Below are 15,777 nucleotides of genomic sequence, written 5' to 3' on the forward strand. Positions count from 1 at the left end.
GAGCTTATCATTTGAAGGGAAGACACCTAGCATGAATAAAAATATTTTACTATGTGTTTCAGGCGGGATTGCCGTATATAAAGCTGTTGCTCTAGTTAGCAAGCTATCACAAGCAGGGGCGAACGTAAAAGTGATAATGACTGCCTCTGCTAGACAGTTTGTGAATCCATTAAGCTTTCAAGTGATGTCTAAAAATGATGTTTATTTTGACACATTTGATGAAAAAGATTCAAATGTGATTGCCCATATTGATTTAGCGGATTGGGCTGATTTGATTTTAGTTGCACCAGCAACTGCCAATATGATTGGGAAATTGGCCAATGGAATTGCGGATGATATGGTATCAACAACCTTACTTGCTACTACTGCGCCTGTGTGGATAGCTCCAGCTATGAATGTACATATGTATGACCATCCAGCAGTAAAGCGTAACTTAGATCGGTTAGCAGCAGATGGCTACCAATTTATCGAACCTTCAGAAGGGTTTTTAGCATGTGGCTATGTTGGGAAGGGGCGCTTAGAGGAACCTGAAAAAATAACAGCTATTGTACAGGATTTTTTTTCCACGACAGCGACACTAAAACCTCTCACAAATAAAACGGTAGTAGTGACAGTTGGTGCCCTGCATGTACCGTTTGATGAAAAGCATATGATTAAACCACAAGCAAATGGTGTCATTGGACAGGCTTTGGCTAATGAGGCGAGGATCTTAGGAGCGCATGTGATTCAAATAGAAGATAGTAGTTTGAATGATTTGATGCAACAGCTGGAAAACTATAAAAATCAGGACCCAGAGGTTCTCTTCATACATGCAGCTAATGTACCGACAATAGAGAAAACACCACTTATTTCAGTAGAGGGTATCAAGGCTGTCACATTTGGACAAGAAGTGCTTGGCGAACCTCTGCTAAGCATTCAATCGGAGCATTGGATTGACTTCAGTGAGGAAGCTCAAATAAATGGGCAGATCATTGCTACAACTAATCCACAGCATTTTGCCCGAACGTTATGGGCTCAAATACTAAAGGGTGAGGAGCAATGAGCTTTTTAATAGCGGAAGTCATTGTAGATGTCTCGACCTACCATGTGGATCGTCCCTTCGATTATCAAGTACCACCTGAATGGGTAAATGTAATAGAAATGGGCTGTCGTGTAAAAGTGCCATTTGGTCCTAGGAATGTTTTAGGCTTTGTCGTGGGCATAAAAACTGAAACAGAAGTGCCACTCAATAAATTAAAATCAATTGCTCAAATTTTAGATATGGAGCCAGTACTAACTGGTGAAATGCTACAAATGGCAAAGTGGTTGAAGAATCAAACGATTTGCTATGAAATAGATGCTTTACAAGTAATGTTACCTTCAGCATTACGTGCAAAATATGAAAAAATTGTAAAGCTACATGAAGATCACAATATCCCGAGTGAAGTACAAGTGATTTTTGGTAAACGACAAAAAGCTAATTTTAAAGAATTTGAACGTGCAGGTTTACTGCCTTTATTAAAACAATTAGTTGCACAAAAAATGGTGACTATTGATAATATTGTGAAACAACAGGGTCATGTAAAAGAAATACGAATGGTGAAAATTATTGAAGAGCCAAGCATTATTGAAAAAGCGATAGAGCAATCAGCTAGAGCTGTGAAGCAACGTCTATTACTAGAATGGATGAGGCAGCATTTAGGAGAAGTTTTGTCACCTCAGCAAATTTGTGAGGAAGCAGGAGTCTCTTCATCAGTTTTAGAAAGCGTTATTGACAAAGGTGCGGCGCAATTTATTCAAGAAGAAGTATACCGTGACCCGTTTACAAATGAAGTTTCACGTACGCAAGCCTTACAATTAACGGATGAGCAACAAATTGCTTTACAAGCCATTACCGTGGCTATGGAGAAGCAACAAGCGCAAACATTTTTATTGCATGGTGTAACAGGGAGTGGCAAGACAGAGGTCTATTTGCAGGCGATACAAAAAGTGTTGAACGAAGGCAAAGAAGCTATTATGCTTGTACCTGAAATCTCTTTAACACCTCAAATGACGGAGCGATTCCGTAGTCGTTTTGGAGAGATGGTTGCAGTTATGCATAGCGGATTGTCGGTTGGCGAGAAGTATGATGAATGGCGTAAAATCCAACAAGGAAAAGTGAGAGTAGTTGTTGGTGCTCGTTCAGCAATATTTGCCCCCTTTACAAATATTGGCCTTATTATTTTGGATGAAGAACATGAGTCAACGTATAAGCAAGAAGACTCACCACGTTACCATGCAAGAGATGTAGCTATCTGGCGTAGTGAATATTATAACTGCCCTGTTATTTTGGGTAGTGCTACACCTGGGTTAGAATCTTTTGCAAGAGCAAAAAAAGGTGTTTATACCTTACTTTCATTAAAGCTGAGAGCCTTACATCAGTCATTACCAACCGTTTTTATTTCAGATATGCGTGAGGAGCTTCGACAAGGAAATCGTTCCATGTTTTCTCAATCACTTATAGAAGCAATCCGTGTTAGATTAGAGAAAAAAGAGCAAATGGTGTTGTTTTTAAATCGACGTGGCTACTCGTCTTTTGTGCTCTGTCGGGATTGTGGGACCGTTGTACAATGTCCCAACTGTGATATTTCATTAACCTATCATCGTACAACTGAAAAATTGAAATGTCATTACTGTGGTTATGAGGAACATGTTCCTCAAATATGTCCACAATGTCAAAGTGACCATATTCGTTATTTTGGTACTGGTACACAAAAGGTCGAGGAAGAAATATATAAGCTGTTCCCAGAAGCAAGGGTATTACGTATGGATGTAGATACCACAAAGCATAAAGGTGCACATGAAGAAATATTAGCTGCTTTTGGTGAAGAGCATGCAGATATTTTATTGGGCACGCAGATGATTGCAAAAGGGCTTGATTTTCCAAATATTACACTTGTAGGTGTACTGAGCGCCGACACTTCCTTACATTTACCAGATTATCGTGCAGCAGAACGTACATTTCAGCTTTTAACACAGGTAAGTGGGAGGGCAGGAAGGCATGATAAACCCGGAGAGGTAATTATTCAAACCTATACACCCGAGCATTATGCTATTGAATTAGCTAAAACGCAGGATTATGAGCCATTTTATGAGCGAGAGATGTTTTTACGCCGTCGTTCCAGTTATCCTCCATATTATTATGTAGCGCTTGTTCAGATTTCTCATGAGGATGTTATGATGGCTGCTGAATATGCAGGACGTATGGCGGATTGGCTCCGTGGAAATTTATCGGATCAAGTAGCTATTATTGGCCCAACGACGGCAAGTATTGCTCGACTCCAAAATAGATATCGTTATCAATGTTTGATAAAATATAAAATTGAACCAAATCTTATTCCAGTATTACAGCGTCTGCTCGCTATGTATCGAGCAGATTGGATCAAACAAGGAATATTAATGACGGTAGATTTAGATCCGTCTACTATATAAGAGTATATAAACACAGTTTTACGAGCATAAGACCATAAAATAAATAAAATGGTATGGCTCAAGCTAAAAGCGGAAATGAGGAAATAAAAATGGCAATAAAAAAAGTAATCGAACACCCAGCACAAGTACTTTCAACACCATGTGCTGAAGTAACAGAAATAAACGATGAACTCATTACATTACTGGATGATTTATATGACACAATGGTGGAATATGATGGTGTTGGCATTGCAGCACCACAAATTGATATAGGTTTACGAGTAGCGATTGTAGAACTAGGTGAAGAACGCGATATTTTAGAAATGGTTAATCCAACTGTTATTGAAACGGATGGGGCGGAAATAGATATTGAAGGTTGTTTGAGTTTCCCAGGATTATATGGTGAGGTAGAACGCCCTAGCTATGTAAAAATTGAAGCATGTGACCGTGAAGGACGTGTTTATGAATTAGAAGCAGGGGGCTTTGATGCTAGAGCAATTTTACATGAAATTGATCATTTAGATGGCGTGCTATTTGATTCAAAAATTAAACGTGTTATAACTGCAGAAGAACTTGAAGAAATGTATGCAGACGAGGAGGAATAAAATGACTTCGATTATTTTTATGGGGACACCTGACTTCTCTGCACCCATTTTGCGTATGCTACATGAAGAAGGGTACGATATTAAAGCAGTAGTGACACAACCTGATCGACCAGTAGGACGTAAACGTGTATTGACACCACCACCTGTCAAGGCAGCAGCATTAGAGCTAGGATTACCTATTATCCAACCAGAAAAGCTACGTGGATCAGAGGAGCTACAACAGATTCTTGCGTTACAACCAGATATAGTCATTACCGCTGCATTTGGACAAATATTACCGAAAGAACTATTGGATGCTCCTGCACTCGGCTGTATTAATGTCCATGCTTCGTTATTACCAAAATATCGTGGAGGCGCCCCTATTCACCAAGCTATTATGGATGGTGAAAAGGAAACTGGCGTCACAATTATGTATATGGCAGAAAAACTTGATGCAGGTGATATTATTTCTCAAAGAGCTATTCCAATTGAACAAGATGATCATACAGGTGGATTTTTTGATAAGCTAAGTATAGTTGGTCGTGATTTATTAAAGGACACACTTCCATCTATTATTAATGGAACAAATAGCCGTACAGTGCAAGATGAAACGCAGGTTACTTTTGCGAGCAATATTTCGAGAGAGCAGGAACGTATTGATTGGACAAAGGATGCGACAACTCTTTACAATCAAGTACGCGGACTTCATCCGTGGCCTGTAGCATATACCACTTTTGAGGATGGTAATTTTAAAGTATGGTGGGCAACTATTGGCAATAGCAAGCATGATAAGATTCCTGGTACTGTTGTAGCGATTGCAAAAGATCATTTTGAAGTAGCGGCTGGCAAAGGGACAACCTTAGCATTATTTGATGTACAACCTGCAGGTAAAAAGCGCATGACAGCTGAGGAATATTTACGTGGTACAGGTTCTAAATTACAGATTGGGGACCAATTCAAATGAGTAAAAAAAGTGTAGTAATTTGGGATGGAAATGTGCGAGATGCCGCATTGTCTATTCTGTTAGCAGTTGATAAAAATCAAGCCTATAGCAATTTACTTCTCAATGAAACCATTAAACGACATAAAATAGAGGCGAAGGACCGTGCTTTATTAACAGAATTAACATATGGCACATTACAACATAAAATGACTCTTGATTATTATTTAGAGCCTTTTATCCGTGGTTCTATAGATCATTGGGTTCGTTGGTTATTGCGTATATCTTTGTATCAAATGCAGTATTTAACGCGTATCCCAGCGCATGCAGCCGTTAATGAGGCAGTAGAAATTGCGAAGCGCAGAGGGCATCGTGGTATTGCTTCGACGGTCAATGGTATTTTAAGATCTGTCTTGCGTCAAGGTGTACCTGCTATAACTGATATCGAAAATCCAATAGAGCGTCTTGCTATTGAAACAAGTCATCCGATTTGGCTAGTACAACGTTTTGTTGATAATTATGGTCTAGAAGTCGCTACAGGCATGTTACATGAAAATAATGTACCTCCTATGCAAACTGTTCGTGTCAATACAACAAAGGTAACTGTTGAGCAAGCGATAGCGGAACTCGAAGCGGAAGGTTTAACAGCGAAGCAAAGCGACGTCATCCCAGAATGTCTACATTTAACAAATGGTCAACCCGCTCACACCCATGCATTTAAAGAGGGGCATATTACTATTCAAGACGAGAGTTCAATGATACCAGCCAATGTTCTAAATCCATCTCCTGGTATGCGTGTCTTGGATATGTGTGCAGCACCAGGTGGTAAAACAACTCATTTAGCAGAAATCATGAAAAATGAAGGCTCTATTTTAGCAACAGATCTTCATCCACATAAATTAGATTTAATCGACCATAATACAGAACGTCTAGGGCTAGATATTATTGAAACAGCCCCAATTGACGGTCGCAAAGCACCTGAATTTTTACAAGCAGAGTCTTATGATGCCGTTTTAGTGGATGCACCATGTAGTGGACTAGGAGTTATGAGACGTAAGCCGGATATTAAATATACGAAGCGAGAAGAAGATTTAGAAAATCTTCAAACAATCCAACTAGCATTATTAGATGCAGCGACAAAAGTATTGAAGATAGAAGGTAAGCTTGTGTACAGTACTTGTACAGTCGATATACAAGAAAATGAAGGCACAGTAAAAGCCTTTTTAGCAACGCATCCAGAAATGGAAGCAATACAACTAGAATCTTTACCAACAAAATTAGCGGAAAAGCAAGCCAATGGCATGCTTCAAGTCTTTCCACAAGACTTTGGTAGTGACGGTTTCTTCGTTGCCGCCTTTCGTAAAAAAGGAGAATCCAACTAATGCTGGATCAAAAGGAATTTAATGAGCGTATTAACGATTTAGTTGAAGAGGCAGAAGAAAAGCCAGTTCGACGTGTGAAAAAGGAAAAACCAAATTTAAAGGAATCGATTTATTCTTTCCAACCACATCAATTAGAAGATTGGTTAAAGGAAAACGGAGAAAAGCCTTTCCGTGCAGCACAGATTTTTGATTGGTTATATAATAAACGTGTGAAGACGTTTGAAGAAATGTCAAACCTTTCAAAGGGATTACGGGACAAGTTAGCTGCAAATTTTGCATTATCTACCTTGTCAACAATTATAAAGCAGGAGTCTAAAGACGGTACCATTAAGTTTTTATTCCAATTGCAAGATGGTTACTCTATAGAAACAGTATTAATGCGCCATGAATATGGAAACTCTGTTTGTGTGACAACACAGGTGGGCTGCCGCATTGGATGTACATTTTGTGCCTCAACTTTAGGTGGCTTGAAACGACATTTATTAGCTGGGGAAATTGTAGAGCAAGTGGTAAAAGTACAGCAAACGTTAGATGAAGTAAGTGAGCGAGTATCACATATTGTTATTATGGGTATTGGAGAACCTTTCGATAATTATGATGCAATGATGAACTTCTTAAAAGTGATTAATCATGAAAAAGGATTAAATATTGGAGCGCGTCACATTACTGTATCCACATCAGGAATCGTTCCAAAAATTTATCAATTTGCTGATGAACAACTACAAATTAACTTTGCGGTATCTTTACATGCACCAAATCAAGAGGCTCGACAAAAGCTGATGCCAATTGCGCGTGCCTATAAATTAGAAGAGTTAATGGAAGCCGTTCGTTACTATACTAAAAAGACGGGCAGACGTGTAAGTTTTGAATATGGATTAATGTCTGGTGAAAATGATTCAGTAGAGATTGCAGAAGAGCTTTCTGCTTTAATTAAAGGAATTAAATGTCACGTTAACTTAATTCCTGTTAACTACGTACCAGAACGTGATTATGTTCGTACGTCTCGTAGCCAAATTTTTGCGTTTGAAAAAACATTAAAGAAAAATGGGATAAACGTAACGATCCGCCGAGAGCAAGGTTCTGATATTGCGGCTGCGTGTGGTCAATTACGTGCGCAAGAGAGATCTGAAGAAACGAGGTGACCAGTGTTGGAATACACAGTCGAAAGTGATATTGGTTTAAAACGATCAATTAATGAAGACCGTGCTGCATTATTTAAACGTCCTGATGGGCTTGCGCTAGCACTTGTGGCGGACGGCATGGGTGGTCATAATGCTGGAGATGTGGCAAGTGATATGGCAATAAAACAGATGGAGACCTTTTTTTTACAGGCAGACGCACATCATTTTGTATCAACGACATCAAAGAAAGAATGGTTATTACAAACAGTAAAGCAATTGAATAAAAATATTTATGACTATTCTTTATCACACGAAGACTGTAAAGGAATGGGCACGACGTTTATTGCAGTGTTAATAGAAGAACATCATTGTTTCATTGCACATGTTGGAGATAGTCGTGTGTATTATTTCTTTGAAGATGGTGCACAACAAATCACAAGAGATCATTCTTATGTGAATGTACTGGTTGAAAATGGAGAAATTAGTGAAGAGGAAGCATTGACGCATCCAAAGAAAAATTTCATCTTAAAAGCTGTTGGTACAGAAGAAGCAATAGAACCAGATTTTTATGAAGTAGAGTTGGCACCAAAATCGTATTTACTCATTTGTTCAGATGGATTAAGCAATAAACTAACTGTCTATGAAATGGCTTCGATCATTACGTATCCTGATCCTATATTGGAAAAAGGACGTAAACTTGTAGAATTAGCAAATGCCAGCGGGGGAGAAGATAATATCTCCCTCGTGCTACTAACTAAAAAGGATGAGGAGGTGTAAGAATGCTGGTAGGTAAAAGAATTAGTGACCGTTATAAGATTTTAGAACTCATTGGTGGCGGAGGTATGTCCAATGTTTATTTAGCTCATGATATGATATTAAATCGTGATGTAGCCATAAAAATATTACGCTATGATTTTTCCAATGAGGATGAGTTACATCGACGTTTTCAACGTGAGGCACTGTCTGCCACAAGTCTTACACATCCTAATATTGTTAGTGTTTATGATGTAGGTGACGATGGGGATCTACACTATATTGTGATGGAATTTGTTCAAGGAAAAACGTTAAAGCAGTACATACAAGAATTTGCACCAATTTCTCCATCTAGAAGTGTGCATATTATGAAGCAATTAACGTCTGCTATTGCTAATGCCCATGAAAATCATATTATTCACCGTGATATTAAACCACAAAATATTTTGATGGATGCAGAGGGAAATGTCAAAGTAACTGATTTTGGCATTGCCATGACGTTAAGCGCTACTTCCTTTACTCAAACGAATTCTGTGCTAGGGACAGTGCATTACTTATCACCAGAGCAGGCACGGGGTGGGACGGCTACAAGTCAATCGGACATTTATGCACTGGGTATTGTATTGTATGAATTATTAACAGGTGAATTACCTTTTTCAGGGGAGTCAGCTGTTTCTATTGCCCTTAAGCATTTACAAGCGGAAACACCTTCAGTTCGCGCTTTTGATGGAACTATTCCGCAAAGCTTGGAAAATGTGGTGCTCAAGGCTACAGCAAAAGATGCATCTCATCGCTATAATACAGTGGAAGAAATGTATGATGATTTGGAAACCGTCTTATCATCTTCCCGAATAAATGAACCAAAGTTTGTTATTCCAGTGGATAATGATGCGACAAAGGCCATTCCAATTATTAAAGAGGAAGCTCTAAAGAAAGATGAAGATTTAACTAAAACAAGGGTTATTGAACCCATTGTGGAATATAAATCTCCTGCTCAGGCACTACCTAAAAAACCTGTAAAAAAACCTACTCCTGTTAAAGCAAAGAAGAAAAAATGGCCTAAGATTGTGGCGGGATTATTAATAGCGGTAATTATCATCTTCTTATTCTTCATATTTGCAGCAGATTTATTTAGCCCGAAAAAAGTGGCAGTCCCAGATGTAATAAATTTGACTGTAGAGGAAGCTACAAAAAAATTAGAAGCCGAGGGATTTGTTGTTGGTGAGGAGCATCAGGAGCGAAATCATGAGGACATTGAAAAGGGTCATGTTATAGAAACCGATCCAGAGAAAAACTCGATGCGTGCAAAAGGTTCAGAGATTGACCTAATTGTTAGTTTAGGTGTGGAGACGACGACCGTTGATAATTATGTCGGTCAAAATTATAGTCAAGTAGAGGCTTTAATAAAAGGAAAGTATAAAGAAGTAAGGAAAGAGGAAGTTCCTTCTCGTGAACCTGAAGGTAGAATTATTGAGCAAAGTATCCCGGCAGATACGGAAGTGGTAGCGAAAGAGGAAACGATTACCTTTAAAGTAAGTCAAGGTGTTCGTATGGTCAGAGTAGAAAATGTTGTGAATTATTCGAAAGCGGATATGGATAACTATGTGAATAGAGTAGGTCTCAGCTGGCGAGTATCTCGTGAAGACTATCATGAATCGATCCCTGCTGGTAGTGTAATTTCGCAATTGACAAAAGCAGGTACTATGGTGGAGGAAGGTTCTGCTATATCGGTTATAATTAGTAAGGGACCAGCTAAAAAGCCTGAGAAATTTCTGCTTAAGCCCGTAGTCATTGAGTATAAACCTAAAGAAGAGGGTGTACCTCAAAAAGTTCGCATTGAAATTCAAGATAAAAATCATACTTTTTCAGAACCAGTTACGGAGCTAGAAATTTTAAATGATACGCCTTACAATATACAGCTTGTTATTGAAGAAGGCAAAGATGCGAGTTATAGAATTATCCGTGACTCAGAAATCATCTTAGAAGAAAAAGTTAATTATAACGATATCAATTAAGGAGGAATTGGATGGCGCAAGGCCAAATAAGAAAAGCTTTAAGCGGTTATTATTATGTTTATGATGGTCATCAGCTTATTCAATGCCGAGGACGTGGGGTCTTTCGCAATCGTGGAGAATCCCCGCTTGTCGGTGATATGGTAGAATATTCATTGGAAACAGAAGGATCGGATGGCACTATTCAAAAGATTTTAGAACGTCAAAATGAATTAGTTAGGCCGCCAATTGCCAATATCGATCAGGGTATCTTGGTTTTTTCTGTCAAAGAGCCTAATTTCAATACGATATTACTCGATCGCTTTTTAGTTGTTTTAGAATCATTCCATGTACACCCTATTATTTGTCTAACAAAAATGGATTTACTAGAAAATGACGAACATGAGGAATTACAGCGTTATATCGCTGATTACGAAAATATAGGCTATACCGTTCTTCAAACTTATAAAGATGAAGAAGAATTAGTGGAAAGATTACAGCCTATTTTAAAGGGAAAAACAACTGTTCTAGCAGGCCAATCGGGTGTTGGAAAATCCACATTACTAAATACATTAATTCCTGAATTGAATTTAAAAACAGGTATTATCTCACAGAGCCTAGGACGTGGAAAACATACGACGCGTCACGTTGAGTTAATTGAGGTCTGTGATGGTTTATTGGCAGATACGCCTGGTTTCAGTTCTTTTGATTTTGACGAAATTGAGAAAGAAGAATTAGGCGCATGTTTTCCTGAAATGATTAGAGTGGCTGATCATTGTAAGTTCAGAGGCTGTTTACATATGAAAGAGCCCAAATGTGCAGTCAAGGCGTCCGTAGAGACAGGTGAAATTCGTGACTACCGCTACAAGCATTATGAACAATTTATGCAAGAAATTATGGATCGAAAGCCGAGGTATTAATGATGATACAAATAGCACCATCAATTTTAGCAGCGAATTTTGCAAAATTAGGAGAAGAAGTAAAAGAAGTAGAGCAAGCAGGTGCAAAACTAATTCATATAGATGTGATGGATGGTCATTTTGTGCCGAATATTTCATTTGGCTCAATCGTATTGGATGCTATCCGTCCATTAACAGATTTACCATTAGATGTGCATTTAATGATTGAAAATCCAGATCAGTATATTGAACAGTTTGCTCAAGCTGGAGCAGACTATATTACCGTACATGTTGAAGCTTGTCGTCACCTACATCGTACAATTCAATTAATCCGTTCGTATGGTATAAAGGCGGGGGTCGTTTTAAATCCACATACACCGATAGAATCTATCCAGCATGTTCTTGAAGATATCGATATGGTATTATTAATGACTGTCAATCCAGGGTTCGGCGGACAAAAATTCATTCATTCGGTTGTGCCTAAAATCGAGGCTTTATCTACATTGATTAAAGAGCGTGGGTTGGACATCGCCATTGAAATTGATGGTGGCATTACAGCTGAAACGATTGTTCCATGTGCACAGGCAGGGGCGACAATTTTTGTGGCAGGATCAGCCATCTATAGTAAAGAGGATCGAACAGCTGCGCTTCAAGAAATCTTAGCGGCTGGTGAGGCAGCGATTAACGGATGACGACAGTCGTTGTTTGTGCAGGTGGTCCAAAACAAGAGCTGTGTTCATTCACATCGTTTCAACAACAACAGGACGTAGTGTTTATTGGCGCAGATCGTGGTGCTTTATATTTAATTGAGCAGGGGATTACGCCTCATGCAATTGTTGGAGATTTTGATTCTTTGTCAGAAGAAGAATATCAGCGGGTGTTGGCGTGGACAAATGATCAACAACGTTTTCAAGAAGAGAAGAATGAAACAGATACGGATTTAGCCTTGCTTAAAGCATTTACGTATGCACCAGAAGAAATTATTTTGACAGGTGTTACAGGAGGGCGTCTAGATCATTATGAGGCAGCTGTTCGTTCTATATATCGTTTACAAAAAGAGCATCCACACATTGTATTGAAGATTATTAATCATACAAATATGTTACAATTTTTATTGCCAGGTACACATGCTATTTATGCAGATAAACGATACCGTTACTTATCCTTCTTTGCTCATGAAGAGCCGATAAAAGATGTGACATTAAGGCAAGTGAAATATGAAACGACGAAAGAAGAAATTTCTTTAGGCACATCCCGATTTACAAGTAATGAAATAATAGGAACTTCAGGGTCTATATCTTTCTCAAGAGGCATATGTTTAATGATAAGAAGCATAGATTAGCGTAAGGGGGAGAGAGTCCTGAAAGTATATACGTTCCAATTGCCGAAATTCGTTAGTAGTATTACGCGCACGTGTATTAACCTATTTAAAAAAGATAAGAAAGTAAAAAAATCCGACTAATAGTAGTCGGATTTTTTCATTCTTTGCTATATGTAGATTTTTACTGCAGTAATCATTCTATAACCAAAGAAAAAAATCGATTTACGCTCAAAGCGAAATCGATTTTTTAGAAGCGTCGATTAAACGCGCTCGATTTTACCTGATTTTAATGCACGAGCAGAAACCCATACACGTTTTGGTTTACCGTCAACTAAGATACGAACTTTTTGAAGGTTAGCACCCCAAGTACGTTTGTTAGCGTTCATAGCGTGGGAACGGTTGTTACCAGTACGAGCTTTACGTCCAGTGATTACACATTGTTTTGGCATGTTGTATTCCCTCCTTACTGTTGATGCTGAAAGATTATTATATTTCAGTTCGGTATTTCACATACCATAATAATTTAACATACGATGGCGTTCAGTGCAATAGTTTTCACGTAACCTTTCAAGAAAAAAACCTTTACAGGCAAAATTGATGAACAAAAATAGATTTTCTTTGAAGGAAGCAGTTCTTCTAATCTTTTCCTCGATAACCAAGTTTCAGTGAGATGTGTTTTCCGGTATTTACCAAACGTTCAATGAGTGTTTGAATGTGCTCTTGAGAAACATTAAAGCTGACAAAACCGATGCTTACTGCTCCTAATACTTCACCAAAACCATCTAAAACGGAAACGGCAATGGAGGAAGTACCAGCCGTTCGTTCTCCGTGACTAATCGCATAACCTTGTTGTCGAATTTGACGAAGTTGCTCCTCCAGTTCAGGCATTTCATCTTGCATGACTAGTTGTTCTAATATTTCTTTTGATTGTGCGTCAGACATAGAGGCGAGAATGGCTTTATTGGCTGCTCCAATATGTAGCGGTATACGAATACCCAGCTGGTCATAAATACGAATTGGATTGGCAGCGCTATCTATTCTTTCAATAATAATCGTGTCTAAGCCTGCTGGCTTACTTAAATAGACACTTTCCTCAACATCTCTTGCTAATCGCTCTAGCTCTGGTCGGATTTTGCTAATATAATCCATCGTATCATAGACTTGCAAACCGAGTTCCATCCAAATGGTCCCGAGTCGATAATGTTTAGTTTGTTCATCTTGCTCAATCATTCCTTGATTAATCATCGCTTTTAAAATTCTATGTAAAGTACTTAGAGGTAAATCACATTTTGTTGAAAGCTCCGAAATGGACAAGCTACTGTCATTTGCTTCAGAAGCTAAAACCTTCGCAATAGTCATAGCCCGCTCTAATAATTGCATTTGTCCTACCTCCTTTTCTCCTATTTTATTTTTATTCTCTATCTACGTCTAGTTCCAATCTTACTGAGACATGAGTTCATTAAATACAAAAAGTAAGAGAATATCCTTTTTAAAAAATTTAGACATAATTCAACAGGGCTTACTGAGAGTAGTTTGAAAAGAATATGAAAAATAAAAGTTTTCTAAATATATTGACAGTATAACATAAAACGCATATATTTTTCATATAAACTTTCCTCTAAACGGAAACGTTTTCCACTAAACGGAAAAGGAGTGAAGGGAATGCATTATTGCTCGTCGATGTATACACCTTTAAAACACGTAATAGTAAAACATCCAAAAGATGCCTTTCGAAGTCAGAAGCATCTTAGTGATGAATGGAAAACTTTTAACTACCTATCTGAGCCCAACTTTGAAGAAGCATTAAAGGAATATGCAGAATTTGTTGAGATTCTTAAGAAGTACGTGGACACAATTGATTATCTACCACTTTCAGATGAGGTAGGGTTGGACTCGCTTTATGCCCATGATCCAGTCAAATTTACGCCGAACGGTGCCATATTATTAAAGTCTGGAAAAAAATTAAGACAGCCAGAAGCTTCCATCTACAAAGAATTTTTAAAGGACAAGGGTATTTCCATAATCGGAGAACTCACTGGAGATGCAGTGGCAGATGGTGGAGACATTGTTTGGTTAGATGATCGAACACTTGCTGTTGGGAGAGGTTATCGAACAAATGATGAGGCCATTCGTCAGCTAAAAGAAATGACAGCTGAAATGGTAGATGAATTTATAGTGGTACAGCTACCACATGATTTAGGTGAAGCTGAATGCTTACACCTTATGTCTTTCATTAGTATGGTTGATAAAGATTTAGCAGTTGTACATTCCCGTTTAATGCCTGTATTTTTCCGCCAACTACTGGTGGAAAGAGGTATTCAGTTAGTGGAAGTACCAAAGGATGAATACGATACACTTGGCTGTAATGTGTTAGCGCTTGCACCTAGAGTTTGTGTTATTCCTGAAGGAAACACGGTCACAAAACAGCAACTAATTGAAGCTGGTGCAAGGGTATTTGAATATAAAGGTCAACAAATTTCGGTATTAGGAACAGGCGGACCTACATGTCTGACTTGTCCGGTAATAAGAGCATAAAAGGAGAGAAAAGAATATGTTTAAAAATGTTATTGTTAAAAATCCAGGAAATAGTTTTGTAAACGGTTTAACAACTAGTGATTTAGGAAAACCGATTTTAGAGAAATTATATGAGCAGCATGACAAGTATGTAGAAGCTTTAAAAAAGTGTGGGGTTGAAGTAACACAATTACCAGCGAATGAGGCATTTCCTGACTCAACATTTGTGGAGGATACAGCAGTTTTAACACCAGAATTTGCTATCATCTCAAATCCAGGAGCTGCTGCCCGTAACCGTGAAATTGAAGATATCGAACCTGCTGTAAAGCAATTTTACGATAAAATTTATTATATAAAAGGATCTGGAACGCTTGATGGAGGGGACATATTACAGGCTGAAAAGAAATTTTATGTAGGAATTTCAGATCGTACAAATGAAGAAGGGGCACAACAATTTAAGGAAATCGTTGAACAAGAGGGGTATGAGGCGACGATTATCCCATTAAAAGAATTCTTCCATTTAAAAACAGGTATTGCTTATGTAGGAGATAATCGTATGGTGCTAGCTGGTGAGTTCGTAGATCATCCGGCATTTGAATCCTATGATAAAATTATTATTCCAAAGGAAGATGAATATTCTGCTAACTGTATTCAAGTCAATGATTATATTATTATTCCAGCAGGATACCCGGACACAAATCGTAAATTACTCGATCTAGGTTATCAAACGATTGAACTTGAAATGTCTGAATTTAGAAAACATGATGGTGGCTTAAGCTGCTTATCATTACGTTTTTAAGTAAAACTACTTGAACCCAATCAATTTAAAAATGATAAATTGGT

16 protein-coding genes are annotated in these 15,777 nt (G+C 38.2%); 14 read left to right on the forward strand and 2 right to left on the reverse strand.

Going from position 1 to position 15,777, the window contains the following annotated elements; genetic code table 11:
• Positions 1-31: 31 nt before the first annotated feature.
• The 12 genes from coaBC (at position 32) to spoVM (ending at position 12,561) form a co-directional block, all read left to right on the forward strand.
• The gene (coaBC, locus tag PI85_RS11345) at positions 32-1,042 is read left to right on the forward strand and encodes a bifunctional phosphopantothenoylcysteine decarboxylase/phosphopantothenate--cysteine ligase CoaBC (protein WP_036123878.1); all 1,011 of its coding nucleotides are present in this window, start codon (positions 32-34) and stop codon (positions 1,040-1,042) included.
• A complete protein-coding gene (gene priA / locus PI85_RS11350; protein ID WP_036123881.1) occupies positions 1,039-3,450 on the forward strand; it encodes a primosomal protein N' in 2,412 nt (803 codons plus the stop codon). The genes coaBC and priA overlap by 4 nt, the downstream gene beginning before the upstream one ends.
• Before the next feature lie 89 nt (positions 3,451-3,539).
• A complete protein-coding gene (gene def, locus PI85_RS11355; protein WP_025113892.1) occupies positions 3,540-4,034 on the forward strand; it encodes a peptide deformylase in 495 nt (164 codons plus the stop codon).
• A 1-nt stretch (position 4,035) separates the two neighbouring features.
• Positions 4,036-4,977, forward strand: coding sequence for a methionyl-tRNA formyltransferase (fmt, locus tag PI85_RS11360; protein ID WP_036123884.1), 942 nt, complete (start codon positions 4,036-4,038; stop codon positions 4,975-4,977).
• The gene (gene rsmB / locus PI85_RS11365; RefSeq protein ID WP_036123887.1) at positions 4,974-6,335 is read left to right on the forward strand and encodes a 16S rRNA (cytosine(967)-C(5))-methyltransferase RsmB; all 1,362 of its coding nucleotides are present in this window, start codon (positions 4,974-4,976) and stop codon (positions 6,333-6,335) included. The genes fmt and rsmB overlap by 4 nt, the downstream gene beginning before the upstream one ends.
• The gene (gene rlmN / locus PI85_RS11370; protein WP_042737477.1) at positions 6,335-7,477 is read left to right on the forward strand and encodes a 23S rRNA (adenine(2503)-C(2))-methyltransferase RlmN; all 1,143 of its coding nucleotides are present in this window, start codon (positions 6,335-6,337) and stop codon (positions 7,475-7,477) included. The genes rsmB and rlmN overlap by 1 nt, the downstream gene beginning before the upstream one ends.
• A gap of 6 nt (positions 7,478-7,483) precedes the next feature.
• Complete coding sequence (locus PI85_RS11375) at positions 7,484-8,233, forward strand: Stp1/IreP family PP2C-type Ser/Thr phosphatase (RefSeq protein WP_036123889.1); 750 nt, start codon at positions 7,484-7,486, stop codon at positions 8,231-8,233.
• 2 nt (positions 8,234-8,235) lie between these two features.
• Complete coding sequence (pknB, locus tag PI85_RS11380; RefSeq protein ID WP_036123892.1) at positions 8,236-10,224, forward strand: Stk1 family PASTA domain-containing Ser/Thr kinase; 1,989 nt, start codon at positions 8,236-8,238, stop codon at positions 10,222-10,224.
• 11 nt (positions 10,225-10,235) lie between these two features.
• The gene (gene rsgA, locus PI85_RS11385; protein ID WP_036123895.1) at positions 10,236-11,120 is read left to right on the forward strand and encodes a ribosome small subunit-dependent GTPase A; all 885 of its coding nucleotides are present in this window, start codon (positions 10,236-10,238) and stop codon (positions 11,118-11,120) included.
• 2 nt (positions 11,121-11,122) lie between these two features.
• Entirely contained in the window at positions 11,123-11,791 is a 669-nt protein-coding gene (rpe, locus tag PI85_RS11390; protein ID WP_036123898.1) for a ribulose-phosphate 3-epimerase, read from the forward strand.
• Entirely contained in the window at positions 11,788-12,441 is a 654-nt protein-coding gene (locus tag PI85_RS11395; RefSeq protein WP_036123901.1) for a thiamine diphosphokinase, read from the forward strand. The genes rpe and PI85_RS11395 overlap by 4 nt, the downstream gene beginning before the upstream one ends.
• 18 nt (positions 12,442-12,459) lie before the next feature.
• Positions 12,460-12,561, forward strand: coding sequence for a stage V sporulation protein SpoVM (gene spoVM / locus PI85_RS24250; protein WP_099805045.1), 102 nt, complete (start codon positions 12,460-12,462; stop codon positions 12,559-12,561).
• Between the two features lie 119 nt (positions 12,562-12,680).
• Here spoVM and rpmB read toward each other — a convergent pair whose 3' ends face one another.
• Both rpmB and PI85_RS11405 read right to left on the reverse strand, forming a co-directional pair.
• Positions 12,681-12,869, reverse strand: a complete 189-nt coding sequence (gene rpmB / locus PI85_RS11400) for a 50S ribosomal protein L28 (protein ID WP_004227417.1) — start codon at positions 12,867-12,869, stop codon at positions 12,681-12,683.
• Between the two features lie 187 nt (positions 12,870-13,056).
• Complete coding sequence (locus tag PI85_RS11405; RefSeq protein WP_036123904.1) at positions 13,057-13,800, reverse strand: IclR family transcriptional regulator; 744 nt, start codon at positions 13,798-13,800, stop codon at positions 13,057-13,059.
• Between the two features lie 282 nt (positions 13,801-14,082).
• Here PI85_RS11405 and PI85_RS11410 point away from each other — a divergent pair, with 282 nt between their 5' ends.
• Positions 14,083-14,955, forward strand: a complete 873-nt coding sequence (locus PI85_RS11410) for a dimethylarginine dimethylaminohydrolase family protein (protein ID WP_036123906.1) — start codon at positions 14,083-14,085, stop codon at positions 14,953-14,955.
• A 16-nt stretch (positions 14,956-14,971) separates the two neighbouring features.
• The gene (locus PI85_RS11415) at positions 14,972-15,733 is read left to right on the forward strand and encodes a dimethylarginine dimethylaminohydrolase family protein (RefSeq protein ID WP_036123908.1); all 762 of its coding nucleotides are present in this window, start codon (positions 14,972-14,974) and stop codon (positions 15,731-15,733) included.
• Positions 15,734-15,777 lie beyond the last annotated feature (44 nt).

Origin of the sequence: Lysinibacillus sp. A1, from assembly GCF_000801965.1 — a bacterium.
Lineage (GTDB): Bacteria > Bacillota > Bacilli > Bacillales_A > Planococcaceae > Lysinibacillus > Lysinibacillus fusiformis.

Bases quoted from the DNA above. Each gene is read 5' to 3' on its own strand.
- coaBC (WP_036123878.1), top strand. From the start codon at position 32: ATGAATAAAAATATTTTACTATGTGTTTCAGGCGGGATTGCCGTATAT.
- priA (WP_036123881.1), top strand. From the start codon at position 1,039: ATGAGCTTTTTAATAGCGGAAGTCATTGTAGATGTCTCGACCTACCAT.
- def (WP_025113892.1), top strand. From the start codon at position 3,540: ATGGCAATAAAAAAAGTAATCGAACACCCAGCACAAGTACTTTCAACA.
- fmt (WP_036123884.1), top strand. From the start codon at position 4,036: ATGACTTCGATTATTTTTATGGGGACACCTGACTTCTCTGCACCCATT.
- rsmB (WP_036123887.1), top strand. From the start codon at position 4,974: ATGAGTAAAAAAAGTGTAGTAATTTGGGATGGAAATGTGCGAGATGCC.
- rlmN (WP_042737477.1), top strand. From the start codon at position 6,335: ATGCTGGATCAAAAGGAATTTAATGAGCGTATTAACGATTTAGTTGAA.
- pknB (WP_036123892.1), top strand. From the start codon at position 8,236: ATGCTGGTAGGTAAAAGAATTAGTGACCGTTATAAGATTTTAGAACTC.
- rsgA (WP_036123895.1), top strand. From the start codon at position 10,236: ATGGCGCAAGGCCAAATAAGAAAAGCTTTAAGCGGTTATTATTATGTT.
- rpe (WP_036123898.1), top strand. From the start codon at position 11,123: ATGATACAAATAGCACCATCAATTTTAGCAGCGAATTTTGCAAAATTA.
- PI85_RS11395 (WP_036123901.1), top strand. From the start codon at position 11,788: ATGACGACAGTCGTTGTTTGTGCAGGTGGTCCAAAACAAGAGCTGTGT.
- rpmB (WP_004227417.1), bottom strand. From the start codon at position 12,869: ATGCCAAAACAATGTGTAATCACTGGACGTAAAGCTCGTACTGGTAAC.
- PI85_RS11405 (WP_036123904.1), bottom strand. From the start codon at position 13,800: ATGCAATTATTAGAGCGGGCTATGACTATTGCGAAGGTTTTAGCTTCT.
- PI85_RS11410 (WP_036123906.1), top strand. From the start codon at position 14,083: ATGCATTATTGCTCGTCGATGTATACACCTTTAAAACACGTAATAGTA.
- PI85_RS11415 (WP_036123908.1), top strand. From the start codon at position 14,972: ATGTTTAAAAATGTTATTGTTAAAAATCCAGGAAATAGTTTTGTAAAC.